Below are 22,815 nucleotides of genomic sequence, written 5' to 3'. Positions count from 1 at the left end.
GGCTGTTTGGCAAGAGACATATTGTCTTACCTGGCGGGAATCGTCAGTTCCTTGCCGATTTCCAGGTGTTTCGGGGCCGGGTTGCCATTGGCATCGGCAATCGTCTTCCAAAGTTCACCATTGCCGTAGACGGCCTTGGCCAGATCCCAGAGCGTATCGCCCTTGACGATAACATGCTTGTTTTCGGCTGTTGCAGCCGGCTGCGCCGCAGGCTTGGCTTCCGGTGTCGCCGTTTCCGTCGCAGCCGGCTTGGCGTCGGTGGTTACGGCCGTGTCGGTGCTGGTCTGCGTCGAGGGTTCTGCCGGTGTCGCAGGGGCGATTTCGGTGATGCGGCCGTCAGTCTTGGGCTTGTAGGGATTGTTGGCCGTCAGGTAGTCGGCAAGGACCGTCTCGAGCCCTGGGCCGTAATCATAGGCATTTTCGGCGTTGGTCTTGAAGATGCTGTAGCCATCACCGCCATTGCGCATGAAGTTGTTGGTAACGACATTGTAGGTCTTGGCCGCATCGAGCGGCACATAGGCTTCGCCTTCCTTGACCTCGACGACGGAGAGCCGGCTGCCGACGGGGCGGGATTTGTCGAAGGAGAACTTCATGCCGGCCACCTGCGGAAAGCGCCCACCGGCTTCCTCAAGCTGGCTGAGGCCGTTTTCCAGCGCGGCGCTGATGTCGGCGCCCTTGATCTGGAAGGTCGCAACGGTGTTCTGGAACGGCAGAACGGTAATCGCCTCGCTCATAGAAACGTCGCCCGCATCGATCGAGGCGCGCAAGCCGCCACCATTGGTGATGGCGATGGTCACGCCCTGGCCTTTGACGCGGTCGAGCATGGCATCGGCTACGAGGTCGCCCATCTCGCACTCCTTGGCACGGCAGGATTCACGGGTGCCGTCGATCGCCGCTTCCGTCTTGCCGATGATCTTGGCTTTCAGCTCCTCGATCGGCTTGGCCATTTCCTTGACACGGGCAAGCACCGCTTCGTCGGGCTTGAACTTGGAATCGATCAGGATCGGATCGCCCTTTGCGGATTTGACGACGCCGTTATCGTCGAAGTTGACGACGAGATCGCCGAGATACTTGCTGTAGGAACCGGCCTGGACAACCGGAACCTTGTAGCCGCCGGGATTGTCGACCATCGTCGGGTAGGGGCCTTCGGCCTTTTCGTCGGTGTTGGACAACAGGCTGTGCGAATGGCCGCCGACAACGACATCGACATCCGGGATCTTGGCAATGACGGCGAGATCGCGCGGATAGCCGACGTGAGTGAGCGCGATGATCTTGTCGACGCCCTGCTTCTTCAGGTCCTGGACGGCGGTGGTGATCGTATCGACATCGAGCCCGATCAGCACATTGTCGCCCGGCGAGGAGATTTCAGTGGTGTCATTGGTGACCGCGCCGACGATGCCGATCTTCTGGCCGCCGACTTCCAGCACCAGCGAGGGCTTGATGCGGTCGAGGAGCTTGGACTTGTAGCCGGCAAGCACGTTGGAAGAGAGAACCGGGAAGGTGGCCTTGTCGAGGAAGGTGATAAGGCCGTCCTCGCCTTCGTCGAATTCGTGATTGCCGACGGTCATGGCGTCGAACTTCATCAGGTTGAGAAACTCCGCCTCCGCAGCGCCCTTGTAAGTGGTGAAAAACAGCGATCCCTGGAAATTATCGCCGCCGTTCAACAGAAGGACGTTCTTGCCGGTCAATTCCTGGCGCTTCTGATCGATGGCGACTTTCAGCCGTGCGACGCCGCCGAAGCACTCGCTCTTGCCTTCTTCCTCAGTCGAGCAAGTGGAATCGTACTTGTTGATCGATTCGATGCGCGAGTGGAAATCGTTGATATGCAGGATGTTCAATTCATAATCGGCGAAGGCGGCACCGGACGAAAGCGCAAGGATCGAGGCTGTCATCAGCCCGGTTCGCAAATGTCTGATCATGGATGTCTCCTGTTCCTGGTGTTTGTCGTCAGCATAATAGAGCACTGCTGTGACACTTGGGTCGGAACCGATGGTTTCATTTGGTTGCAACGACTTCAAGCATTAAATCGATCTATCCCCGCGAGGCCTTCCGGCAAGGTTAAAATCGAAGGCGCCAGACGAAAACCGCCTTTGGCTTCCGGCGCGTGTGTCTCGGTCATGCGGAGACATCCGAGACGGTGGCGGGCTTTTTTAAGGTCTGTGCAGATTGGTGGCCCTCGAAAAGGAAAACCCTCCGGACGCCATGCCCGAAGGATTTTGATAGCCGTGATCGCGAAAATGCGACCTGAATTTTGGATCAGACCTTGCGGGACAGCGAGAACTGCGCGCCGGAATCCGTGGTGCAGTTGAGCTGCGACATCGTCACCATGGCGCAATTGACCTTGGACTGAGTTTTGCGAACCATCGAGGTCATGTTGATCTCGACCAGCTTCGGCGACAGATTGACGTAGTTTCCAGAGGCCAGAACCTGATTGGTATCCGTGGTTCGGGTGGTGAAGGTTCCTGCCGAGAATGTCGAAACGATCCCGTTCGGATCGACCCATGCGCCTTCGACGCCAACTGGCGCCATCTGGCGGTTTTGCGGCAGTTCCCGCACTTGTCCCCCGCCCTGGCAGGAGGCCAGAGCTGCGGCGGACAGGACTGTCAGGATGGCGATCGGCTTCATGTGGGTCTCCCGGAGGCTGCGCGGAAAGCTGTCTTTCGATTGAAAAAACCATGCCGTGATCAGGAGTTGAAAGCAAGAGTGAGGCGCCGGCACGGCGGGTATTATTCGATCCATAACGAAAAACGCCCGGAGATCGTTCCCCGGGCGTTAAATATTCCAGCGTAATCAGTCGGTTCAGCGAACGAGAATGTTCTTGAACTGCCACGGATCCTTGGTGTCGAGCTCTTCCGGGAACAGGCCCGGACGGCCGTCGAGCGGGGTCCAGTCGGTGTAGTGTCCTTCGACCGGGCCGAGATACGGCGTCTGTACTTCCAGGCAACGCTTGTAGTCGATCTCGTCGGCTTCGACGATGCCGGCGGTCGGATTTTCGAGGGCCCAGACCATGCCGGAGAGAACAGCGGACGTCACCTGCAGGCCGGTGGCGTTCTGATACGGTGCGATGCGGCGGGTTTCTTCCAGCGACAGGCGCGAGCCATACCAATAGGCGTTCTTGTCGTGGCCGTAGAGCAGGACGCCGAGTTCATCGATGCCGTCGACCAGTTCGTGTTCGTCGAGCACGTGGTGAACCGGCTGCGCATTGCCGCCATTGCCGAACATTTCGTGCAGCGACAGAACCGCGTCATTGGCCGGGTGATAGGCATAGTGGCAGGTTGGGCGGAACGTGACGTCGCCGTCCTTGTCCTTCACCGTGAAATAGTCGGCGATCGAGATCGATTCATTGTGGGTGACGAGGAAGCCGTACTGCGGGCCCGGCGTCGGGCACCAGGTGCGGACGCGGGTGTTGGCGCCCGGCTGTTCCAGGTAGATGGCGGCCTTGTTGCCCTTCTTGTGCTTCTTGGCGTTCTTCGGCATCCAGTTTTCGTGAGTGCCCCAGCCGAGTTCGGCCGGCTGCAGGCCTTCGGAAATGAAGCCTTCGACCGACCAGGTGTTCCAGAAGACGTTGAGCGGCTTCGGGTTCTTGGTCAGCTGCGTATCGCGTTCGGCAATATGGATGCCCTTGACGCCGGTCTTCTTCATCAGCTTGGCCCAGCCTTCGCGGTCATGCTGGTCCGGCTCTTCGAACTTGATGTCGAGATCGTTGGCAAGGTTTACCAGCGCCTGCTTGACGAACCAGGAGACCATGCCCGGGTTTGCACCGCAGGTGGACACGGCGGTTGCGCCGCCCGGGTTCTTGGCCTTTTCCTTGCGCAGCGTTTCGCGCAGCGCATAGTTGGTGCGGTCGGCATTCTTCATGTTCTTGTCGAAATAGAAGCCGAGCCAAGGCTCGATAACCGTGTCGATGTAGAGAACGTCGAGCTTGCGGCAGAGTTTCATCAGGTCAACCGAGCCGGTATCGACCGACAGGTTGACGCAGAAGCCCTGGCCGCCGCCTTCGGTGAGAAGCGGCTTCAGAAGGTCCTTGTAGTTGTCCTTGGTGACATATTCCTTGATGTGGCGAACGCCATGCTTGGCAAGGATTTCCATGTCGCCTGCGTCTTCGCGCGGGTCGATGACAACCATCCGGCTCTTGTCGAATTTGAAGTGGCGCTCGATCAGGGGCAGGGTGCCGCGGCCGATGGAGCCAAAGCCGATCATCACGATCGGACCGGTGATTTCGCCGTGAATCGGGTAGGTTGTTTCTGCCATTTCGCTTGTCTCCTGCGGACGGGTTCGTCTGGATATGGAGGGCATACCGTGCCTGCCCTCTGGTTGAAAGGCCCTAGAGCACAGATTTCTGTCACAATAAAGGGCGGCGCCGCAACTGGGCTGGTTTCTAGCATGCGGCCGATGACAGGTTTGTGGATGGCGGGGGAGGCCGTTCTCAGACCGTCTGTGTTGTTTCCTGCGACCAGGCCATCACCGTCCCGGCCATGCTCTTCATGTGGCCGGCAGCCGAGAAACCGGAGACCGTCTTGCGCGGTTTCAGGTCGTGATCACCGTCTTCCAGCCAGAGGATGCGGATGTTGCCTGATAGTGCGTAGCCTGCAACCTCCTCGCGCGTTCCGAATTCGTCACGGGTGCCCTGGCAGATCAGCGTCGGCGTTTTCAACCCTGCAAGATGTTGCGTGCGCAGGTTTTCAGGCTTGCCCGGTGGATGGAACGGATAGCCGAGGCAGAGCAGGCCGGCGATCGCGTCCTGCGACAAAAGGTCATCGGCGACCATGCTGGCAACGCGGCCACCCATCGACTTGCCGCCGATGATCAGCGGTCCGCTGGCGCCGAGCCGGGCGACGGCCGCCATGTATTCGGGGATCAGCTTTTCTGCCTTTGGCGGTGGTTTGCGGGTTTCCGAGCTGCGGCGGGCGGCCATGTAGCCGAACTCGAAGCGGGCGACACGAAATCCTACGGCGACAAGTGCTGCAGTGGCTGAATTCATCGAGGCGGAATCCATCGGCGCCCCGGCGCCGTGGGCAAGCAGGATGGTGACGGCCGCGTCTGCCGGGCCATCGATGAGGAAGTCCTGATCCATGGTGAAGTCTGCGTTTGGTTGCGAAGATGGCCGTCACCGGCCAAGGCATCACTTATGACAAAAACGGCTTACGGCGAAAAGCAGCCCGATAGGCATTTGGGCTATTTTGGTGCGGCCTGATCTGGATGGGCTGCCACAAAGGCGGGGAGTGCGGCGCATTTGTCGGCAATGGCCACCGCGCGTGGGCAGACAGTCAAATCGACGTTCCAGCGCCGGGCATTATAAATCTGCGGCACGAGGCAGAGATCGGCCATGCTTGGTTTATCACCGTGACAGAAATCGCCGGTTGTCGGATGGTCAAGCAGCCGCTCGAAGGCTTGAAGACCTTCGCCAATGAACTTGCGCATCCAGGCGGAGCGCGCCGCCTCCGGATCGCTCGCCTGCTGCATGACGTGAAAGACGACGCCCAGATTGCAGGTCGGATGGATATCCATGGCAATGGCATAGGACAGCGTCCTGACACGCTGACGCCCGAGCGGATCGCTGGGCAGCAGGCTGGTATTCTGACGCGTCTCCGAAAGATATTCGATGATGGCGAGAGACTGCGTCAGCATGTGGCCATCGATCTGCAGGGCCGGGACCCGGCCCTGCGGATTGCGGGCGAGGTGCTCCGCCTGTTTGTGTTCCCCGGCCAAGAGATCGACAGGCACCGAACTATAGGGGATCGCCAGCATGTTGAGCGCGATCCGCACCCGGTAGCTGGCCGAGGAGCGCCAGTAGTCGAACAGTACCGTATCGGTCATGTGGCTACCTCAGTTGGGTTTATGTTGCGTCACGGTCTGCTCGATCGCGCCGAAGATCGAATGGCCCGCCTTGTCCTTCATTTCGATGCGGACGGTATCGCCGAAATGCATGAACGGCGTGGTGGGCGTGCCTTTCTCGATGGTTTCGATGGTGCGGATTTCGGCGATGCAGGAATAGCCGACGCCACCTTCGGAGACCGGCTTGCCCGGGCCGCCGTCGAGCTTGTTGGAGACGGTGCCGGAGCCGATGATGGTGCCGGCTGACAGCGGCCGGGTTTTTGCGGCATGGGCAATGAGCTGACCGAAATCGAAGGTCATGTCGATGCCCGCATTGGCGCGGCCGAAGGGTTTTCCGTTGAGATCGACGAGCAGCGGCAGGTGCAGCTTGCCGCCATCCCAGGCATCGCCGAGCTCTTCCGGCGTTACCGTGACAGGCGAGAAGGCCGAAGACGGTTTCGACTGGAAGAAGCCGAAACCCTTGGCGAGTTCCGCCGGGATCAGGCCGCGCAACGAGACGTCGTTGACCAGCAGGATCAGACGGATCGCGGCCCGCGCGTCCTCGACTGTCGCTGCCATCGGCACGTCATCGACGATGACGGCGATCTCGGCTTCCATGTCGATGCCGTAAGCCTCGTCCGCCATGACGATCGGGTCGCGGGGATTGAGGAACGCATCCGAGCCGCCTTGGTACATCAGAGGCTCCGTCCAGAACGTTGCCGGCATCTCGGCGTTGCGGGCCTTGCGCACCAGTTCGACGTGATTGACATAGGCCGAGCCGTCCGCCCATTGGAAGGCGCGCGGCAGGGGAGAGGCGGCGTCGCTTTCATGAAATCGCATGGAGGGTTGCGCCCCGGTTTCCAGCCCTTCCGCCACCTCGTCGAGGCGCGGGCCGACATAGGCCCAGTCGTCCAGCGCCGCCTGCAGCGTGCGGGCGATATGGCCGACCTCGGAACAGCGGGTCAAATCACGCGAGACGACGACCAGACGGCCGTCGCGGGTGGAGTCCTTGAGAGTCGCGAGCTTCATGATTTTGGTTTCCGTTGTTTTATCTATTTGCTGCGTTGCCGCTTGTCCTTTCTCCCCGTTTACGGGGAGAAAGGTGGCCGGCAGGCCGGCTGAGGGGCCGTTATTATGGACTACCTCACTTGATACCCGGCGTGCCGTCGAATTTACGGTCCAGTGCGTCCCAGCATTCGAGATAATTGTCCTGCAGCGTTTCGAGTTCGGCGGCGTAGCGGGTCAATTGCTGCGGGTAGCGGGTCTCGAACATGAAGGCCATCGTATGGTCGAGCTTCACCGGCTTGAGTTCGGTGTTGGAGGCTTTCTCGAAGCCCGGCGCATCCGGTCCGTGCGGCAGCATCATGTTGTGCAGGCTCATACCACCGGGCACGAAGCCCTCTTCCTTGGCGTCGTATTGGCCGTGGATCAGGCCCATGAATTCGCTCATGATATTGCGGTGATACCATGGCGGGCGGAATGTGTGCTCAGCGACCAGCCAGCGTGGCGGGAAGATGACGAAATCGACATTGGCGGTGCCGGCTTCTTCCGTCGGTGCGGTCAGCACCGTGAAGATCGATGGGTCCGGATGGTCGAACAGGATGGCACCGACCGGGGAGAAAGTGCGCAGGTCGTATTTGAACGGCGCGTAATTGCCGTGCCAGGCGATGACGTCGAGCGGCGAATGGCCGATCTCTGTGACGTAGAACTTGCCGCACCATTTCACATGCACCCGGCACGGCGTTTCCTTGTCTTCGTAGGCGGCGACGGGCGTCTTGAAGTCGCGCGGATTGGCCAAGCAATTGGCGCCGATCGGGCCGCGATCCGGCAGGGTGAACTTGGCACCGTAGTTCTCGCAGATGTAACCGCGCCACGTGGAGCCTTCGCCAAGCCGCGAGACCTTGAACATCATGCCGCGCGGGATCAGGCAGATCTCTGATGGCTCCACGTCGATGATGCCCATTTCGGTGAACACCCGGATGGTGCCGAGCTGTGGCACGACCAGCAGTTCGCCATCGGCATTGAAGAAATAGTCGTCGATCATGTCGTCGTTGAAGATATAGGCGTGGGCGGCCATGCCGACCTGGGTCATGACGTCGCCAGCGGCCGTCATGGTGCGGATGCCGGCGAGGAAGTTGAGTTTTTCGGTGGGTTCCGGGATCGGGTTCCAGCGCAATTGGCCGAGCGGTAGGGAATGATCGTCGAGGCACGGCGCGGACTTCCAGAATGGGTAGCTGGCATTGGAAAAGCGCCGCGTGTGGCGCACGCTCGGGCGGATGCGGTAGAGCCACGAGCGCTCGTTGGTGCCGCGCGGTGCCGTGAAGGGCGAGCCGGACAGCTGCTCGGCATAAAGGCCGTAATTGCATTTCTGCGGGCTGTTCTGGCCTTGCGGCAGCGCGCCGGGGAGGGACTCGGTCTCGAAGTCGTTGCCGAAGCCGGGCATGTATTGCGGGCTGTTGGCCAGCGCATCGACAGTAGCCGTCCGGGTTTTTTCCAGCATGGCTTGATCCTCCTCCATGTATATGGTTACAAATGTAACTGTCTATTTTGTAACTATCAAGGAAGCCATGAACTCCCGGAAAATCATCGGCGATTTCGATCTTGAGCAGTTCCTGCCGTTCCGTCTCAATCGCGCGGCGGAATTCATCGCTCTGCGCTTCGCCGCGGCCTACAAGGCGGAATATGGGCTGACGCGGCCGGAATGGCGGACGCTGGCGGCTTTGGGCAGTTCGGGCCGGATGACGGCCACGGAGGTCGGCATCCATTCGACCATGCACAAGACCAAGGTCAGCCGCGCCGTGTTTGCGCTGGAGGAGCGCCGCTGGCTGAAGCGGACGCAGGATGAGGACGACCGCCGGGCCGAACATCTGGAACTGACGGCTACCGGGGCAAAAGCGTACCGGGACCTGACGCGGCTGGCGCGAGACTATTCGGCGGAATTGTCCGAACTGGTGGGGCAGGAGGGGTTGCAGGCCCTGTCATCGGGATTGACCGCCGTCGAAACGGCCATGGCCAAACGAGGCGGCTAAAATTTACGTTTTACCGCGTTGGCGTACCGGCAGTCCCTCAAAGTCCTTCAGCGTCGCCAGCACGATCGACGTCTTGACATGCTGGACGCTGTCATGCGGCAGAAGCACATCGTTGACGAAATGGGCAAGACCGGCCAGGTCCGGCGTCACGACCTTCAGGTGATAGTCCATCTCGCCGGTCAGCGCATAACATTCGAGCACCTCCGGCAGGTCGGCGATCAGTGCTGCAAAACGCTTGGCATTGTCACGGTTGTGGGTTGCCAGCGTCACGGCAATAACGATCAGCAGATCGAGCCCCAACCGGCCGCGGTCGAGCATCGCCCGGTAGGTCTGGATGAACCCTTCCGTCTCCAGCCGCGCCCGCCGCCGCGAGCATTGCGAGGGCGATAAAGCGATCCGTTCCGAGAGTTCGTTATTGGTCAGGCGGCCATCGCCCTGCAGTTCGGAGAGGATCTTCAGGTCGTATCCGTCAAGCTGTTCCATCTGTGCGTCAATCCTCCAAATTTCGCATGATCCGTGCGTAGATTTTGCCAAAACGTGCAAGAATGCAAGCACAATGCACGACGTTTCCGTCATTATGGCCTTAAATTAGGACGTTCAGAGGAGAGAACGATGGGCCCCTTCCCGCATGATACGGCACCGACCGGCATCACCAACGACAATCCCGCCGGTACCGATGGTTTCGAATTCGTCGAATTTGCCCATCCCGAGCCGGAAAAGCTGCGCGAACTCTTCGCCCGCATGGGCTATTCCTGCGTTGCCAAGCATCGCACCAAGGATATCAGCGTCTGGCGCCAGGGCGATATCAATTACATTCTGAATGCCGAACCCGGCAGCCATGCGATGCGCTTCGTCGAGGATCACGGTCCCTGTGCGCCGTCGATGGCCTGGCGCGTCTCCAACGCGAAACACGCATTCGATCACGCGGTTTCCAAGGGTGCGACACCCTATGAAGGCACGGACAAGGCGCTCAACGTTCCCGCCATTGTCGGCATCGGTGGATCGCTGCTCTATTTCATCGATACTTACGGCCAGAAAGGTTCGCCCTACGCGGCCGAATTCGAGTGGTTGGGCGCGCGCGATCCGAAGCCTGAGGGCGTCGGCTTCTATTATCTCGATCACCTCACGCATAATGTCTATCGCGGCAACATGGACACGTGGTGGGATTTCTACCGCGAATTGTTCGGCTTCAAGCAGATCCATTTCTTCAACATCGATGGCCGCATCACCGGGTTGACGAGCCGGGCGATCACCTCGGCCTGCGGCAAGATTCGCATTCCGCTGAACGAGTCCAAGGACGATACCAGCCAGATCGAGGAATATCTGCGCAAGTACAAGGGCGAGGGCATCCAGCATATCGCCGTGGGCACGGATGGCATCTACGAGGCGACCGACAAGCTGGCCGCCAATGACCTGAAGTTCATGCCGGGGCCGCCCGAAACCTATTACGATCTCTCGCATGCCCGCGTGAACGGCCATGACGAACCGATCGAACGGATGAAGCAGCACGGTATCCTAATCGACGGCGAGGGCGTGGTCGATGGCGGCATGACCCGCATCCTGCTGCAGATATTCTCGAAAACCGTGATCGGGCCGATCTTCTTCGAGTTCATCCAGCGCAAGGGCGATGAAGGGTTCGGCGAGGGGAATTTCCGCGCCCTGTTCGAATCGATCGAGGCCGACCAGATCCGCCGCGGCGTGCTGAAACCGGCTGCCGCCGCCGAGTAGGCTTGTCCTTTCCCGTCAAAGCCCTGCCGATTGCGAATCGGTGGGGCTTTTCGCGTTTTTGGCTTGGGTGTTATCCGTTGTCGCGTGGCCACAAAACGTCATGTTGATATCGGTTTGGGCTAGCAACCTTTGTCTCACTCTGAAGCATATGGAAAGATTTCATCAAGCATAAGAATTGCTTACCGGGGGGAAGCCTCACAATCCGCATTATTCTGGCATGGTGAACGATATGGCTGCTACCATGAATGCGGTGATACGGAATCTGTGCGATGGATGACCTACAGGCGAGACTGGCGTCACTGCGGGATGATACCGAAGCCTTTATCGCGCTGTACGATCAAAAGGATCGCCTGCGTTATGCCAACAGGGCTTTTCGCGCGGCCTTCGCGCTCAATGATACGGAGACGCCGCTCTGGCCGGATTTGATGCGGCGCAATCATGCGCTTGGCCATGGCACCGTCATCAGCGTGCCGGATTTCGAGGCATGGGTCGTCTCCGCACAGTCGCGGCGCGGTAAGGTGCCGTTCAGGGCCTTCGAGACCGATCTGGTCGATGGCCGCTGGCTCTGGATGACCGAGACCGTCAATCGCAGCGGCTGGATGCTGTGCATCGCCAATGATATCACCCATCTGCGCGCCGACGAACGCACCCTGCGGCAGGATCGCGACTTCGCGCTGAAGGCATCGCAGACCGACGAGCTGACCGGTATCTCCAACCGCCGCTACATGATGGCGCAGCTCGAGGCGATGATCCGCAGCCAGCCGGCGGGAGGGCCTGTCAACGGCTGTATTTCCATTCTCGATATCGATTTCTTCAAAGGCATCAACGATCTCTATGGCCACCAGACCGGCGACGAGATTCTGTTGGATTTCGCCCGCCGGGTCCACCCGATCGTTCGGCGGCACGATTGTTTCGGCCGCATCGGCGGCGAGGAATTCATGCTGATCTTTCCGGAGACGACGCTGGCCGAAGGCGAATGGATCGTCGCCCGGGTGCTGGAAACGGTGCGCACAGCCCGCCCGCTGCTCTCAGCGCCACTGTTTTCCTACACCTGCTCAGCCGGTATCGCGGCCTTGCAGCCGGGCGAGACGGCAAAGGAAATCTATTCCCGCGCCGACGCCGCCCTTTACGATGCCAAGCATTCCGGCCGCGACCGGATGGCGGTCGGTGCCCGCTGAACTATTGCGCCAGTGCTTCAAGGCCGGGGGCTGTGCGGGTCACCGCGACCTCGGTGATGTCGTAATCAGCAACAGCGTGGATGGTGAACGGGTCTGCTGCGACAAGCGCCTCGATTTCAGCCCTTGTGCCGCGTGCGAAAATCACTCCACCGGTGCGCGGGTTCTTCCGTCCCGATGCGAGAAAGACGCCTGTGTCATAGCCATCCTTCACCCAATCCATATGCGGCGCGATATGGCGGTCCACCTCGGACAATTCGGCCGTGTAGGTCAGCGACAAGATGAACATGGTCAGGTCCCCGTTAAGAGTTTCGCGCGGATCAGCCCGCGCAGCGAATTGCCCATATAGAGCGTGCCGGTTTGCAGGTCGGCCAGTGACAGGTGCTGGATGCGGGCGCGGCGTGCGCAGATCAGCTCGGTGCGCAGCACGCCGGCCAAAAGGCCGCAGGCGACCGGCGGTGTTTTCAGGGCGTCGGAGCCGTCATCGAGAAAGATCGAGGTGATCGTGCCCTCGCAGGGCTCGTTCTTCTCGTTGAGCAGCAGGACCTCGTCGGCGTCCGCCGCCGGATATTCGGCGCGGGCTGTCTCGTAGATGTCGCGGCGGGTGGTCTTGTGGCGCAGCAATCTGTTGGAGGAATCAAGCCGGGCGGAAGCGATTGCGACGCGCCAGACGGTATCCGCCGGTAGCGGGGAGAACGGCGCGGTGGTGATGGCGATCCCGCCGGTGGGGCTGAGGGTCAGGCGGACGCGAAGGGCAGGGATACCGGCTGCTATCTTTATGGGGTTACCCCCCTCTGTCGGCATGGCCGACATCTCCCCCTCAAGGGGGGAGATCAAATCGGAGTCACCTCTCAGACGGGATTGGCTTTCTGTAATCTCCCCCCTTGAGGGGGAGATGCCCGACAGGGCAGAGGGGGGTAAAATTTCCCCAAGCACTTCGGCCAGCTTTTCCGCCGCCTTATCCGCTCCTAAAAACCCCAGCCGCCCTGCCGAGCGCTTCAGCCGGGCGAGATGCAGCCGCAGGCGGACGATGCCGGTGCCGGGCTCCCATCGCATGGTTTCGATCAGCGAGAAATCGCTCATCGATCGATCCAGGCGTCGCCGACGGCGAAGCGGGCTTTGAGCAGGCATTCCTCATATTCGGCTTCGGCAGTCGAATCAAAAACGATGCCGCCGCCGACATTGAAGATGGCCTCGCCGTCCGGAAACAGCGACAGCGTGCGGATGGCGACGTTGAAGCGCATCGTCCCATCCGGGGCGATGAAGCCGATCGAGCCGCAATAGGCATCGCGCGGGCCGTCCTCGAGATCGTGCAGGATTTCCATCGCCCGCATTTTCGGCGCGCCGGTCACCGAGCCGCAGGGAAACAGCGCTTCGAAAATCTGGGTGATACCGATATCGGGCAGCAGCTTTGCGCGCACATGGCTGACCATCTGGTGGATGGTCGGATAGGTCTCGATGTCGAACAATTTTGGCACATCGAGCGTACCAACCTCGGTTATGCGGGAAATGTCGTTGCGCAAGAGATCGACGATCATGCGGTTTTCGGCCTGGGATTTTGGGTCCTCGCGCATTTCGCGGATCAGGTCCTGGTCTTCCGCAGGCGTTGCGCCGCGCCGTGCCGTGCCTTTCATCGGATGCGTCTCGATCCAGCCATCCTTGTCGATCCGGAAGAACAGTTCGGGCGAGCGTGACAAAAGGATGGGGCCACCGAGCGAAACCAGCGCACCGTATTTCACCGGCTGCCGCTCGATCAGCGACCAGAAAGCGGCCAGCGGATCGCTGTTCCAGCGGGCGTTGATCTGCATGGTCAGGTTGGCCTGGTAACAATCGCCCTGTCGCAGGTGTTGATGCAGCCGGTCGAAGCGCTGCTTGTAGGTGTCGAAATTCCAGCTGGCGCGGGGCTCGGTGATGAACGGTGCGTTTTCGATGCGGCGCTGCGGCTCTGCCAGTGCATGCCGTTCAGCGGGACCATCGAACACGCCGAACGCCATCAGCGGCGTGCGGCGGTTTTCCTCTGCAAAAGGGGCGAGTTTCTGCTCGAACAGGTGGCCCGCCTCGTAGCTCATGAATCCGGCCAGCCATTTTCCGGCCTTGTGGGCGGCTTCGATGTCCTTCAGGCCTTGCCAGAATTCCGGCTTTGTATGCGCGGTGATCACGCGCAGCGGCTCGGCAAACACAGTCGTCCTGTCTTCGCTGTCGTCCCTGAAAAGGACATAGGGGCCGGTGCCGGTCATGCTGCTCACGCTTGTGTCCGCATGGATCCTCGGGTCGAGCCGGAGGATGACGGAGAATGGAGTTGCCGCCGGAAATCGGTTTGCCGACCGCAGAGTAGAAGCGGTTTTGCAGCCAGCCGCGCCCGCAGCTCGTTATCCTCGGACCTGACCCGAGGATCCACGCCGGTATCCGCAAAGCACGCTGTCATCGTCCGTTCCTGCTCAAGACTTACGCCTGTCTATCAAGCACTTCCAACTCGTCGATCAGCCCTTCCAGCATCGACAGGCCCTGTGCCCAGAACGACGGATCGGTGGCGTCCAGCCCGAAAGGCGCGAGAAGCTCGGAGTGATGCTTGGTGCCGCCGGCCTTCAGAAGCTCGAAATACTTCTGTTGGAAGCCGGTTTCGGCCTTCTGGTAGACGGCATAGAGCGAATTCACCAGGCAATCACCGAAGGCATAGGCGTAGACGTAGAACGGCGAATGGATGAAGTGGGGGATATAGGCCCAATAGGTCTCGTAGCCCTCTGAAATCCGAATGGCCGGGCCGAGGCTTTCCTCCTGTACCGACAGCCAGAGCTGGCCGATATCGTCAGCGGTCAGTTCACCGTTCTTGCGGGCGGTGTGGACCTTGCGCTCGAATTCGTAAAAGGCGATCTGTCGCACGACGGTGTTGATCATGTCCTCGACCTTCTGGGCGAGCATGGCCTTGCGTTCGCGCTTGTCCTTCGTCTTGTCCAGAAGGGCGCGGAACGTCAGCATTTCGCCGAAGACGGAGGCGGTTTCGGCCAGCGTCAGCGGCGTCGAGGCCATCAGCGCGCCCTGGCCACCTGCCAGAACCTGATGCACGCCATGGCCAAGCTCGTGAGCGAGCGTCATCACGTCGCGCGGCTTGCCCATATAGTTGACCAGCACGTAAGGGTGGGCCGAAGGCACGGTCGGGTGCGCAAAAGCGCCCGGCGCCTTGCCGGGACGAACCGGCGCATCGATCCAGCCGCCATCGAAGAAGCGGCGGGCGATATCGGCCATTTCAGGCTCGAAGCCGGCATAGGCCGACAGCACGGTTTCCTTGGCTTCGCTCCAGGGGATCAGCGTTGTCGGCGATTCTGGCAGCGGCGCGTTGCGATCCCAGAATTCCATCTGTTCCATGCCGAGCCATTTTGTCTTCATCGCATAATAGCGGTGCGACAGGCGCGGATAGGCGTCCTTCACGGCAGCGGCCAGCGCATCGACCACGTCGCGCTCGACACGGTTGGCCAGGTGGCGAAAGTCAGCAATATCGTCGAAGCCACGCCAGCGGTTCTCAATTTCCTTGTCTTTAGCGAGCGTATTGGTGATCAGCGTGAAGGTGCGGATATTGTCCTTGAAGGTTTTCGTCAGCGCCTGCGCCGCTTTCTTGCGGATGGCCGGATCGGCCTCCTGCAGCATGCTGAGTGTCACTTCGAGCGGCAGTGTCTCGCCATCGACCTCGAAGGTCAGTGCCGCCATGGTTTCATCGAACAGCCGGTTGAAGGCGCTGGCGCCGGTCATCGATTTTTCAAGGAAGAGCTGCTCGATCTTGTCGTCGAGCTGGTAGGGCTTGTCCATGCGCAGATCGACGAGCCAAGGCTTGTAGTGAGCTGCCAGCGTGTCGTTTTCCAGTGCCGCATCGATGACGGCGTCGTCGATCCGGTTCAGTTCCAGCGCGAAGAACAGGAGGTGGCTCGCCATGTCAGTGAGCTTGGCCTGGGCATCGCCATAGAGCTTGCCGTTGGCCGGATTGGACGTATCGGAGAAATAGGTCAGGCCGGCAAAAGAGCCGATCTTGCCCATCAAATCTTCGAGCACTTCGTATTCGCGCACGGCAGCGCCAATGCCATCGTTACCGACGAGCGTCGCTGCCTGCGCCAGCTTGCCCTTCCATTTGGTCTCGAAGGCCTTGGACAGCGTGTCAGCCTTTTCCAAGTCGCCGAGATATTCGGGCGAGTTTGCCGAGGGGTAGAGATCTTCCAGCTTCCAGGACGGTAGCTCGCCCAATTCCGCCGTATGCGCGCCGCTCGCCGATGCGGCCAGGACGATGCGCGACGATGTCTGGAAGGCAGAAAGATGGTGCATTGGCGGTCACTCTTTGTGTCGAAGTAAGCCCGGATTCGGGCGGCGAGGCAGAGGTCGGATATGGGGCCATGACCTAACGTCGGCAATGGATAAAATGCAAGCATTTCTCAAAAGAGGATTTTCAGGCCTTTCTGACAGGAATGCTTCTCACGATACGGCACATGATGTGGCGATCGGGTTCTACGCGGAAAGCAGGAGGCCTTCATGACATCCCAAATTCTCGTCATCGATGACGATCCGGTCCAGCGCCGGCTGCTGACGAACATGATCGAGCGGCTCGGTCATATTGCCCATCTCGCCGACAACGGACGCAGCGGTCTGGAACTGCTGGAGCGCAAGCGCGGGCTGATCAGCGTCATTCTTCTAGACCTGATGATGCCGGAAATGAACGGTCACGGCTTTCTCGAAGCGATCGCCGAGCGCGGCATCGAAACGCCCGTCATCGTGCAGACGGGGCAGGGCGGTATCGAGACGGTGGTTCTGGCCATGCAGGCCGGTGCCTTCGATTTCGTCGTCAAGCCGGTGTCGCCCGAGCGCCTTTCCGTTGCCATCACCAACGCCCTCAAGATGGATCATCGCGACAGCAAGAGCAGCCGCGCACCAAAGCGGTCGCGCAGCGGTACTGTCGGGTTCGACGATATCGTCTCGGCCAGCCCGGCGATGATCCGCGTGCTGGATCTGGCGCGCCGTGCCGCGCAGTCCAACATTCCGATCGTGCTCGAAGGGGAATCCGGCGTCGGCAAGGAAATGGTCGCGCGTGCCATCCAGCATGCCAGCGAGCGTGCCAGCAAGCCGTTCATTACCGTCAATTGCGGCGCCATCCCGCACAATCTGGTCGAGAGCATTCTCTTCGGCCACGAAAAAGGTTCCTTCACCGGCGCCACCGAAAAACACGCCGGCAAATTTGCCGATGCTGACGGCGGCACGCTGTTCCTCGACGAGATCGGCGACCTGCCGCTTGAGGTCCAGGTAAAGCTGTTGCGCGCTGTGCAGCAGGGCGAGATCGAAACGATCGGTGCCCGCCATCCGCAGAAGGTCAATGTCCGGCTGATTTCGGCCACCAACAAGGACCTGATTAACGAGGTGCGCGAAGGCCGCTTCCGTGAAGACCTCTATTACCGGCTGAACGTGTTTCCAATCGCCATGCCGGCACTGCGCAGGCGTAAGGAAGATATTCCGGTTCTGGTTCGGACCTTCGTTGAGCGGTTCGCGCTGGAACAGCGGCTGGCGTCGCCGCTTTCGGTGTCGAGCGGGGCAATGGCGCTGCTGACGGCCTATGACTGGCCGGGCAATATCCGCCAGCTGGAAAACGCCATCTTCCGGGCCGTTGTTCTGGCCGAGGGTGCCGAATTGACGGTGAAGGATTTTCCGCAGATTGCAACCCAGATTCCCGGCTATGTCGTCGCCGAGAAGTCTGGCTTTACCTGGGAAGAAACCGGGCCGGCAAAGGGAACAGTTGCCGACGCCAATTATCTGCCGCCCGTCTACCCGCATTTCAGCGCCGCCGAAAAGGCGGATCTGCGCAATGCAGCGCCCGATCAGCATTCCGACAACGCGATTGCAAGCGTCGATGACGGTGGAAATGTGCGGAAATTGGCCGACGTGGAAGAGGAACTGATTCGGTTCGCGCTGAAATTCTACAGGGGCCAGATGAGCCAGGTGGCCCGCAAGCTCGGCATTGGCCGCTCGACTTTGTATCGCAAACTCAAGGATTACGGCATCAATCCGGACGATCCTTTCAGCGAGGCCGCCTAAAACCAGGGATAACGATCCTTAACGGTCCGTCGTATTTGGCTGTTGTCGTTTAGACCTTGTTAGTGAACCATTCACTATATTATAAGGATAACCGATGACTGTGGCATATTTGCCATGCTGTCACCGCAATTGACAGTCATCTGAGCAGCCACGGGACGCGTTGTCCGTCGGACGGGGATTGAGTTTGCAAAATTTGTTCGGATTCAAGAAGCCTAGCGGCTCCGGGATCACCCGCTTTTGCGCCGCGGTTGCCGGCAAGCTGCCGCGTGTTCTCGCATCGCTTCTGATCGCCGCGTCCATGGTTACGCCCGGCTTTGCGCCGCCTGTCGAGGCAGCAGGCCAGACGCGTACGCTCAAGCTCTATTTCATTCACACCCAGGAAAAGGCGTCGATCACCTTCAAGCGCAACGGCCGTTACGATGCCAAGGGCCTGCAGGAGATCAACCGCTTCCTGCGCGACTGGCGCCGCAATGAACCGACGAAGATGGACCCCCGTCTTCTCGATCTCGTTTGGGAAGTCTACCAGAAGAGCGGTTCGCGCGATTATATTCACGTGGTTTCGGCCTACCGTTCGCCAGCCACCAACGGCATGCTGCGGTCGCGCTCGAAGGGTGTCGCCAAGAAAAGCCAGCACATGCTGGGCAAGGCGATGGATTTCTATCTGCCTGACGTCAAGTTGAAGACCCTGCGCGAAATCGGCATGAAGTTCCAGGTCGGCGGCGTCGGCTTTTATCCGACCTCCGGATCGCCTTTCGTGCATATGGATGTCGGCGGCGTACGCGCCTGGCCGCGCATGACCCGCAACGAACTTGTCCGGCTGTTCCCGGACGGCAAGACCCTGCATGTTCCGGCCGACGGCAAGCCGTTGCCGGGCTATGAGCTGGCCGTCTCAGACTACAAGCGGCGCGTCGGTGCCAGCGGCATCGAAGTAGCCGGTGGCGGTACCAAGGGGGCGGGCGACAAGGAAACGACCAAGCGTAAGGGCAACTTGTTCGCCATGCTCTTCGGCGGCGGCGGCGGCGATGAGGATGAAGAACCCAACGCAATTGCCAGTGCCGATCTTGAAGGCTCTGACGAGCAGCCGGCCGCCAAGGCGAAAGTCACGCAAGTCGCTGCTGCAGAACAGGCCCTTCCGGGCGTAGAGAATTCCGTCCAGCAGCCAGCCGCGCAACAGAAGGATGTTGCTGCTCCCGTTCCCGGCGTAAGGCCGGCCTTCAAGGATGCCGACGCCGGCATTCAGACGGCCCTGGTCGCGCCGACCAAGGAAACCACACAGGAAGCCTGGGCTGCCGCTCTGCCGGCACCCGCTGCAACCACCGAAGGTCAATATGCCGATCTGACCGCCTACAAGATTCCGGTGCCTCAGATGCTCGGCAAGCGTGGCGCCAATGGCGATGCCGGCAGCGACACGCTGATGGCCTCGACCGACCCGAATGCGGCCGTGTTGCCTGAAGACGTGGCAGCGCTCGGCTTTGTCCCGGTTCCCGGTGCGCGGCCGGCAGGCGAGGAAGCGCTGATGGCCGTGGCAGACGCCAATGTCGCGGTCCCGTCGTTCGCCGAACGGGTACAGCCGCAGGCCGTTGCCTTGGCGCAGAAGCCGGTGGAAGCCGCAGCCGAAGCGCAGACACGCGTCGCATTGGCGGAGCCGACGCAGAAGGAGCAGCCGGTCGAAATGGCTGCGTTCGTCCCGCAATCGGCTGCTAGCGCGCGCGATGCAGTGTTCGACGATGCGTTCGATGGCAGTTCCGAAGCGCCTGCCAAGGGCAAGCGTCCGAAGAAACAGGAGGCCGATGCCGCGACCCGCTCGTCGGTGCGCACGGAGCCGAAGCTGACCCAGCAGATCATCTCTTCCTGGGCGTTGACAAACGGCCGCATGGCCACCCTGTCGAAGCCGGTGAAAGCGCCGCGCTTTGTCAGCAAGGCCCTGCGCGCTTCACCGACGACGGTCTACTCGGCTGGCTTCTCCAATGAAGCCGTGGCGGCCGACACCGCGCGGTTCAGTGGGACCGCGGTCAACTTCCTCGAAGTGAAGAAATTCAGCACCAACTGATTGTTGAGATTGAACCTCGACAAGGCCCGCCGGTGACGGCGGGCTTTTTGTTGTCCGCAGCGGCGCGCAACGATATCACATGAAAGTGTGCGTTTACGGCGTTCGAGCGCCTCTTTTGGCGTTGAACGGCGTGGCGAAAGCGCTTTTGCCTTCCTATATCACCGTCATTCCCTTCGTCGGAGAAACGTTTCCCATCCTGCTGTGATGTGTTTGGTTTGCAGCCAGCGGCGCATGGAAACGGAAGGCCGTGAAGGAGTTCCCGTTTAAAACGGACAAGGAGTGTGCGAATGCCGAAGTACAGCAAGACCCCGGAGGCGATTGCGAAACTGTCTGCAGAACAGTATCGCGTCACGCAGGAGAACGGCACGGAGCGGCCGGGCACCGGGCAATATAACGATAACAAGGCGCCGGGCATCTATGTCGATATTGTCTCCGGCGAACCCTTGTTTGCGTCATCCGACAAATATGAATCCGGTTGCGGCTGGCCAAGCTTCACCAAGCCGATCGAGCCTGCCCATGTTGCCGAGCTGCGCGATGTATCGCATGGAATGGCCCGGACCGAGGTCCGCTCGAAACACGGCGACAGCCATCTCGGGCATGTCTTTACCGACGGTCCGCGCGACCGCGGCGGATTGCGCTATTGCATCAACTCGGCCTCTCTCCGCTTTGTCCCCCGCGACAAGATGGAGCCGGAAGGCTATGGTGACTATCTCTTTCAGGTGGAGGATATCTGATGACAACCGAACGCGCAGTATTGGCCGGTGGCTGCTTCTGGGGCATGCAGGATCTGATCCGCCGTTATGACGGCGTCATCTCGACACGGGTCGGTTATACCGGCGGCGACGTCGCGAATGCGACCTATCGCAACCATGGAAACCACGCCGAAGCCATCGAAATCACCTTCGATCCCGCGCGGATCAGCTATCGTGATCTGCTGGAGTTCTTCTTCCAGATCCACGATCCATCGACGGCCAACCGACAGGGCAATGATACGGGCGCCAGCTATCGTTCGGCGATCTACTATACCGACGACGCGCAGAAGCGGGTTGCCTTGGAAACCATTGCCGATGTCGATGCCTCCGGACTGTGGCCGGCAAAAGTGGTGACGGAAGTGGACGCTGTCAGCGATTTCTGGGAAGCCGAGCCCGAGCACCAGGATTACCTGGAGCGCATTCCGAACGGCTATACCTGCCATTTCATCCGTCCGGGCTGGAAACTGCCGCGACGCGAGAAGGGCAGCGAAGCGGCTGCCTGAGGCGGTTATCTTCGCTCTATTTTGCCATCGTTCCAGAATGATAAAGGCCGGTCGACACCGGCCTTTTTAATGTTCAAAGCCTGCACCCGTTTCGATTGGGTGAGATTGCTTTATGCGGCGTCCGGCGCTTCGATCATGCCGAGGGCTGCGAGATAGGTGTCGAGGATGGCTTCCTGTTCCATGCGCTCGTCCTTGTCCTGCTTGCGGATCGCGATGACCTTTTTCAGGATCTTCGTGTCGAAACCGGTGCCCTTTGCTTCGCCGTACACATCCTTGATGTCGTCGGCGATGGTCTTCTTTTCTTCTTCCAGCCGCTCGATGCGCTCGATGAACGAACGAAGCTGGTCGCGTGCGACGCCGTGGGCATCCGACATGGTGTTCTCCTTGTTGGGGATATCAATGAGGTGGGACTGAATTTGTGAGGCTGTGACCTGCCGCGAAGTGCGGTCGAGGTCAAGTGACATTGCGCAACACCGCGCTGATTTTCGGCCCGGGAGGGCTGCCTCGAGCGTTATTCCTTGGGCTTGCTCGCTTCAAAGGCCGCCTTCTGCTCGCCAGTGGCCTCCTTCTGGTTCAGAGCCCGCCACTCCTCGTAAGGCATGCCATAGACGATCTCGCGGGATGTTTCCTTGTCCATATCGACGCCTGCGGCATTGGCGGCATCACGGTACCAGTTGGACAGGCAATTGCGGCAAAACCCGGCCAGGTTCATCAAGTCGATGTTTTGCACGTCGCCGCGTTCGCGCAGGTGGGACACCAGGCGGCGAAAGGCGGCGGCTTCGAATTCAAGCTGTTGTTGTGGTGTCAGGTCGCTCATCGTCGGTCTCTTTCAGCTGTCAGAACATATAGGGTCCGGTGCGCGACGGATAACGCCTGATTTCGTGCAATTCGGGGCGGGCATTCAAATTTTTAAGGATCGGGCCAAGCCGGGCATCCCATTCGGCAACGCCGCTATCATCGCCGATCAGGTCCTGGCGCACTTCGATCAGCGCGTGGGCAATGCCGGTTTCCATGCCGTGGCGAAACATCGTGTCGCCACGCAGGGCACCGTCATAGGGCTCATTGTCGCCGACAAGGATTTCGCCGGAGACTTCAAGCGCTTCGATCAACGGCGTCACCGCGCGCGGATCGCCGTCCCAGAGAACCGCAGCATGCCAGGGGCGGGGTACACCCTTCCAGGCTGGGGTATAGGAGTGGATGGAAATCACCAGCGGCGCCTTGCCGCTTGCTGCGCTGACATCGGCGATGGTTTGCGAAACCGCGCGGTGATACGGGCGATGGAAACGGTTGAGGCGGGTTTCCCATTCCTCCGCGGTAATCGGATGGTTGCCGGGAACAATGGCACCGTCGGAAATCTTCATGATCAGCGTCGGATCGTCCTCGCCCCGGTTGGGGTCGATCAACAGCCGCGAGAAGCAGCTAAGAACAGCCGGCACATTCAACCGTGCCGCCAATCGGCGCACGAGCGGTTCGACGCCGATGTCATAGGCGATGTGGCGCGCGAAAGCACTTTCGGGAAGGCCCAGGCGGCCATATTCCGGCGGCAGGCGGTTTGTGGCGTGATCGGCAAGAATGACCAGTCCAGCCGACGGGTCGCCTTCAATGATTTCGAATGGTGATGTTTGGGGCATACAGTATCAACTTGTTTCATCCTTGACAAAATTTGATGGCATGCTGTGGTGGATATCGCAAGGCAGTCGC

General features: G+C 60.3%; 23 protein-coding genes. 8 read left to right on the top strand and 15 right to left on the bottom strand.

Translation table 11 applies throughout. The features are described from left to right. Positions 1-26: 26 nt before the first annotated feature. From ACP7BS_RS16780 to hmgA, 7 genes are all read right to left on the bottom strand, one after another. Positions 27-1,919: a 5'-nucleotidase C-terminal domain-containing protein gene (locus ACP7BS_RS16780; RefSeq protein ID WP_426238997.1), complete on the bottom strand. Its 1,893-nt coding sequence runs from the start codon at positions 1,917-1,919 to the stop codon at positions 27-29. A gap of 337 nt (positions 1,920-2,256) precedes the next feature. Then, complete coding sequence (omp10, locus tag ACP7BS_RS16775) at positions 2,257-2,625, bottom strand: outer membrane lipoprotein Omp10 (RefSeq protein WP_426229721.1); 369 nt, start codon at positions 2,623-2,625, stop codon at positions 2,257-2,259. Positions 2,626-2,799: 174 nt separating this feature from the next. After that, positions 2,800-4,251, bottom strand: coding sequence for a homospermidine synthase (locus ACP7BS_RS16770; RefSeq protein ID WP_426229720.1), 1,452 nt, complete (start codon positions 4,249-4,251; stop codon positions 2,800-2,802). A 175-nt stretch (positions 4,252-4,426) separates the two neighbouring features. After that, on the bottom strand, positions 4,427-5,074 hold the full coding sequence (locus ACP7BS_RS16765) for an alpha/beta family hydrolase (RefSeq protein WP_426238996.1): 648 nt from the start codon (positions 5,072-5,074) through the stop codon (positions 4,427-4,429). A gap of 101 nt (positions 5,075-5,175) precedes the next feature. Next, the gene (gene maiA, locus ACP7BS_RS16760) at positions 5,176-5,817 is read right to left on the bottom strand and encodes a maleylacetoacetate isomerase (protein WP_426238995.1); all 642 of its coding nucleotides are present in this window, start codon (positions 5,815-5,817) and stop codon (positions 5,176-5,178) included. Positions 5,818-5,826: 9 nt separating this feature from the next. Beyond that, the gene (locus tag ACP7BS_RS16755) at positions 5,827-6,843 is read right to left on the bottom strand and encodes a fumarylacetoacetate hydrolase family protein (RefSeq protein ID WP_426238994.1); all 1,017 of its coding nucleotides are present in this window, start codon (positions 6,841-6,843) and stop codon (positions 5,827-5,829) included. Positions 6,844-6,958: 115 nt separating this feature from the next. Continuing rightward, entirely contained in the window at positions 6,959-8,314 is a 1,356-nt protein-coding gene (gene hmgA, locus ACP7BS_RS16750) for a homogentisate 1,2-dioxygenase (RefSeq protein ID WP_426229716.1), read from the bottom strand. Between the two features lie 67 nt (positions 8,315-8,381). Here hmgA and ACP7BS_RS16745 point away from each other — a divergent pair, with 67 nt between their 5' ends. Next, positions 8,382-8,843, top strand: a complete 462-nt coding sequence (locus ACP7BS_RS16745; RefSeq protein WP_426238993.1) for a MarR family winged helix-turn-helix transcriptional regulator — start codon at positions 8,382-8,384, stop codon at positions 8,841-8,843. Between the two features lie 3 nt (positions 8,844-8,846). Here ACP7BS_RS16745 and ACP7BS_RS16740 read toward each other — a convergent pair whose 3' ends face one another. Beyond that, complete coding sequence (locus ACP7BS_RS16740; RefSeq protein WP_426238992.1) at positions 8,847-9,326, bottom strand: Lrp/AsnC family transcriptional regulator; 480 nt, start codon at positions 9,324-9,326, stop codon at positions 8,847-8,849. Between the two features lie 129 nt (positions 9,327-9,455). Between ACP7BS_RS16740 and hppD the strand changes: the two genes are divergently transcribed. Continuing rightward, positions 9,456-10,571: a 4-hydroxyphenylpyruvate dioxygenase gene (gene hppD, locus ACP7BS_RS16735; RefSeq protein WP_426238991.1), complete on the top strand. Its 1,116-nt coding sequence runs from the start codon at positions 9,456-9,458 to the stop codon at positions 10,569-10,571. A 269-nt stretch (positions 10,572-10,840) separates the two neighbouring features. Next, positions 10,841-11,749, top strand: coding sequence for a GGDEF domain-containing protein (locus ACP7BS_RS16730; RefSeq protein WP_426229712.1), 909 nt, complete (start codon positions 10,841-10,843; stop codon positions 11,747-11,749). A gap of 1 nt (position 11,750) precedes the next feature. Here ACP7BS_RS16730 and ACP7BS_RS16725 read toward each other — a convergent pair whose 3' ends face one another. The 4 genes from ACP7BS_RS16725 to ACP7BS_RS16710 all read right to left on the bottom strand — a co-directional run bounded on the left by ACP7BS_RS16725 (position 11,751) and on the right by ACP7BS_RS16710 (position 16,054). Continuing rightward, positions 11,751-12,035, bottom strand: a complete 285-nt coding sequence (locus tag ACP7BS_RS16725) for a YciI family protein (RefSeq protein ID WP_426238990.1) — start codon at positions 12,033-12,035, stop codon at positions 11,751-11,753. A gap of 2 nt (positions 12,036-12,037) precedes the next feature. Next, positions 12,038-12,829 carry an aminotransferase class IV family protein gene (locus tag ACP7BS_RS16720; protein WP_426238989.1) on the bottom strand — a complete coding sequence of 264 codons (792 nt, stop codon included), beginning with the start codon at positions 12,827-12,829 and terminating at the stop codon, positions 12,038-12,040. Beyond that, positions 12,826-13,983: an aminodeoxychorismate synthase component I gene (locus ACP7BS_RS16715; protein ID WP_426239044.1), complete on the bottom strand. Its 1,158-nt coding sequence runs from the start codon at positions 13,981-13,983 to the stop codon at positions 12,826-12,828. Before ACP7BS_RS16715 ends, ACP7BS_RS16720 begins: the two co-directional genes overlap by 4 nt. A 208-nt stretch (positions 13,984-14,191) precedes the next feature. Then, positions 14,192-16,054 (bottom strand): M3 family oligoendopeptidase, encoded by a 1,863-nt coding sequence (locus ACP7BS_RS16710; protein WP_426238988.1) that lies wholly within the window; start codon positions 16,052-16,054, stop codon positions 14,192-14,194. Positions 16,055-16,258: 204 nt separating this feature from the next. Here ACP7BS_RS16710 and ACP7BS_RS16705 point away from each other — a divergent pair, with 204 nt between their 5' ends. The 5 genes from ACP7BS_RS16705 (at position 16,259) to msrA (ending at position 21,114) form a co-directional block, all read left to right on the top strand. After that, positions 16,259-17,809: a sigma-54-dependent transcriptional regulator gene (locus tag ACP7BS_RS16705; protein WP_426229708.1), complete on the top strand. Its 1,551-nt coding sequence runs from the start codon at positions 16,259-16,261 to the stop codon at positions 17,807-17,809. Positions 17,810-17,993: 184 nt separating this feature from the next. Continuing rightward, the gene (locus ACP7BS_RS16700; protein ID WP_426238987.1) at positions 17,994-19,859 is read left to right on the top strand and encodes a DUF882 domain-containing protein; all 1,866 of its coding nucleotides are present in this window, start codon (positions 17,994-17,996) and stop codon (positions 19,857-19,859) included. Positions 19,860-19,938: 79 nt separating this feature from the next. Then, positions 19,939-20,064 carry a hypothetical protein gene (locus tag ACP7BS_RS16695; RefSeq protein ID WP_426238986.1) on the top strand — a complete coding sequence of 42 codons (126 nt, stop codon included), beginning with the start codon at positions 19,939-19,941 and terminating at the stop codon, positions 20,062-20,064. An 82-nt stretch (positions 20,065-20,146) separates the two neighbouring features. Further along, a complete protein-coding gene (gene msrB, locus ACP7BS_RS16690) occupies positions 20,147-20,593 on the top strand; it encodes a peptide-methionine (R)-S-oxide reductase MsrB (protein WP_426238985.1) in 447 nt (148 codons plus the stop codon). Next, the gene (msrA, locus tag ACP7BS_RS16685; RefSeq protein WP_426238984.1) at positions 20,593-21,114 is read left to right on the top strand and encodes a peptide-methionine (S)-S-oxide reductase MsrA; all 522 of its coding nucleotides are present in this window, start codon (positions 20,593-20,595) and stop codon (positions 21,112-21,114) included. Before msrB ends, msrA begins: the two co-directional genes overlap by 1 nt. A gap of 110 nt (positions 21,115-21,224) precedes the next feature. Here msrA and ACP7BS_RS16680 read toward each other — a convergent pair whose 3' ends face one another. The 3 genes from ACP7BS_RS16680 to ACP7BS_RS16670 all read right to left on the bottom strand — a co-directional run bounded on the left by ACP7BS_RS16680 (position 21,225) and on the right by ACP7BS_RS16670 (position 22,745). Then, the gene (locus tag ACP7BS_RS16680) at positions 21,225-21,488 is read right to left on the bottom strand and encodes a DUF2312 domain-containing protein (RefSeq protein ID WP_113317095.1); all 264 of its coding nucleotides are present in this window, start codon (positions 21,486-21,488) and stop codon (positions 21,225-21,227) included. A 137-nt stretch (positions 21,489-21,625) separates the two neighbouring features. Next, on the bottom strand, positions 21,626-21,931 hold the full coding sequence (locus ACP7BS_RS16675) for a DUF1244 domain-containing protein (RefSeq protein WP_426229704.1): 306 nt from the start codon (positions 21,929-21,931) through the stop codon (positions 21,626-21,628). 19 nt (positions 21,932-21,950) lie between these two features. Continuing rightward, positions 21,951-22,745, bottom strand: coding sequence for an N-formylglutamate amidohydrolase (locus ACP7BS_RS16670; RefSeq protein WP_426238983.1), 795 nt, complete (start codon positions 22,743-22,745; stop codon positions 21,951-21,953). Between the last annotated feature and the right edge of the window lie 70 nt (positions 22,746-22,815).

Source organism: Pararhizobium sp. DWP1-1-3, from assembly GCF_049896125.1.
Lineage (GTDB): Bacteria > Pseudomonadota > Alphaproteobacteria > Rhizobiales > Rhizobiaceae > Pararhizobium.
Note: the sequence above shows the minus strand (reverse complement) of the source record. Positions and strands in the feature narration are given on the sequence as shown.

Excerpts from the sequence above, each read along its gene's own strand:
- ACP7BS_RS16695 (WP_426238986.1), top strand. The coding sequence starts at position 19,939 with ATGAAAGTGTGCGTTTACGGCGTTCGAGCGCCTCTTTTGGCGTTGAAC.
- ACP7BS_RS16730 (WP_426229712.1), top strand. The coding sequence starts at position 10,841 with ATGGATGACCTACAGGCGAGACTGGCGTCACTGCGGGATGATACCGAA.
- omp10 (WP_426229721.1), bottom strand. The coding sequence starts at position 2,625 with ATGAAGCCGATCGCCATCCTGACAGTCCTGTCCGCCGCAGCTCTGGCC.
- ACP7BS_RS16670 (WP_426238983.1), bottom strand. The coding sequence starts at position 22,745 with ATGCCCCAAACATCACCATTCGAAATCATTGAAGGCGACCCGTCGGCT.
- ACP7BS_RS16740 (WP_426238992.1), bottom strand. The coding sequence starts at position 9,326 with ATGGAACAGCTTGACGGATACGACCTGAAGATCCTCTCCGAACTGCAG.
- ACP7BS_RS16765 (WP_426238996.1), bottom strand. The coding sequence starts at position 5,074 with ATGGATCAGGACTTCCTCATCGATGGCCCGGCAGACGCGGCCGTCACC.
- ACP7BS_RS16770 (WP_426229720.1), bottom strand. The coding sequence starts at position 4,251 with ATGGCAGAAACAACCTACCCGATTCACGGCGAAATCACCGGTCCGATC.
- maiA (WP_426238995.1), bottom strand. The coding sequence starts at position 5,817 with ATGACCGATACGGTACTGTTCGACTACTGGCGCTCCTCGGCCAGCTAC.
- ACP7BS_RS16725 (WP_426238990.1), bottom strand. The coding sequence starts at position 12,035 with ATGTTCATCTTGTCGCTGACCTACACGGCCGAATTGTCCGAGGTGGAC.
- msrA (WP_426238984.1), top strand. The coding sequence starts at position 20,593 with ATGACAACCGAACGCGCAGTATTGGCCGGTGGCTGCTTCTGGGGCATG.
- hmgA (WP_426229716.1), bottom strand. The coding sequence starts at position 8,314 with ATGCTGGAAAAAACCCGGACGGCTACTGTCGATGCGCTGGCCAACAGC.
- ACP7BS_RS16680 (WP_113317095.1), bottom strand. The coding sequence starts at position 21,488 with ATGTCGGATGCCCACGGCGTCGCACGCGACCAGCTTCGTTCGTTCATC.
- msrB (WP_426238985.1), top strand. The coding sequence starts at position 20,147 with ATGCCGAAGTACAGCAAGACCCCGGAGGCGATTGCGAAACTGTCTGCA.
- hppD (WP_426238991.1), top strand. The coding sequence starts at position 9,456 with ATGGGCCCCTTCCCGCATGATACGGCACCGACCGGCATCACCAACGAC.
- ACP7BS_RS16710 (WP_426238988.1), bottom strand. The coding sequence starts at position 16,054 with ATGCACCATCTTTCTGCCTTCCAGACATCGTCGCGCATCGTCCTGGCC.
- ACP7BS_RS16715 (WP_426239044.1), bottom strand. The coding sequence starts at position 13,983 with ATGACCGGCACCGGCCCCTATGTCCTTTTCAGGGACGACAGCGAAGAC.
- ACP7BS_RS16720 (WP_426238989.1), bottom strand. The coding sequence starts at position 12,829 with ATGAGCGATTTCTCGCTGATCGAAACCATGCGATGGGAGCCCGGCACC.
- ACP7BS_RS16755 (WP_426238994.1), bottom strand. The coding sequence starts at position 6,843 with ATGAAGCTCGCGACTCTCAAGGACTCCACCCGCGACGGCCGTCTGGTC.
- ACP7BS_RS16745 (WP_426238993.1), top strand. The coding sequence starts at position 8,382 with ATGAACTCCCGGAAAATCATCGGCGATTTCGATCTTGAGCAGTTCCTG.
- ACP7BS_RS16780 (WP_426238997.1), bottom strand. The coding sequence starts at position 1,919 with ATGATCAGACATTTGCGAACCGGGCTGATGACAGCCTCGATCCTTGCG.
- ACP7BS_RS16705 (WP_426229708.1), top strand. The coding sequence starts at position 16,259 with ATGACATCCCAAATTCTCGTCATCGATGACGATCCGGTCCAGCGCCGG.
- ACP7BS_RS16675 (WP_426229704.1), bottom strand. The coding sequence starts at position 21,931 with ATGAGCGACCTGACACCACAACAACAGCTTGAATTCGAAGCCGCCGCC.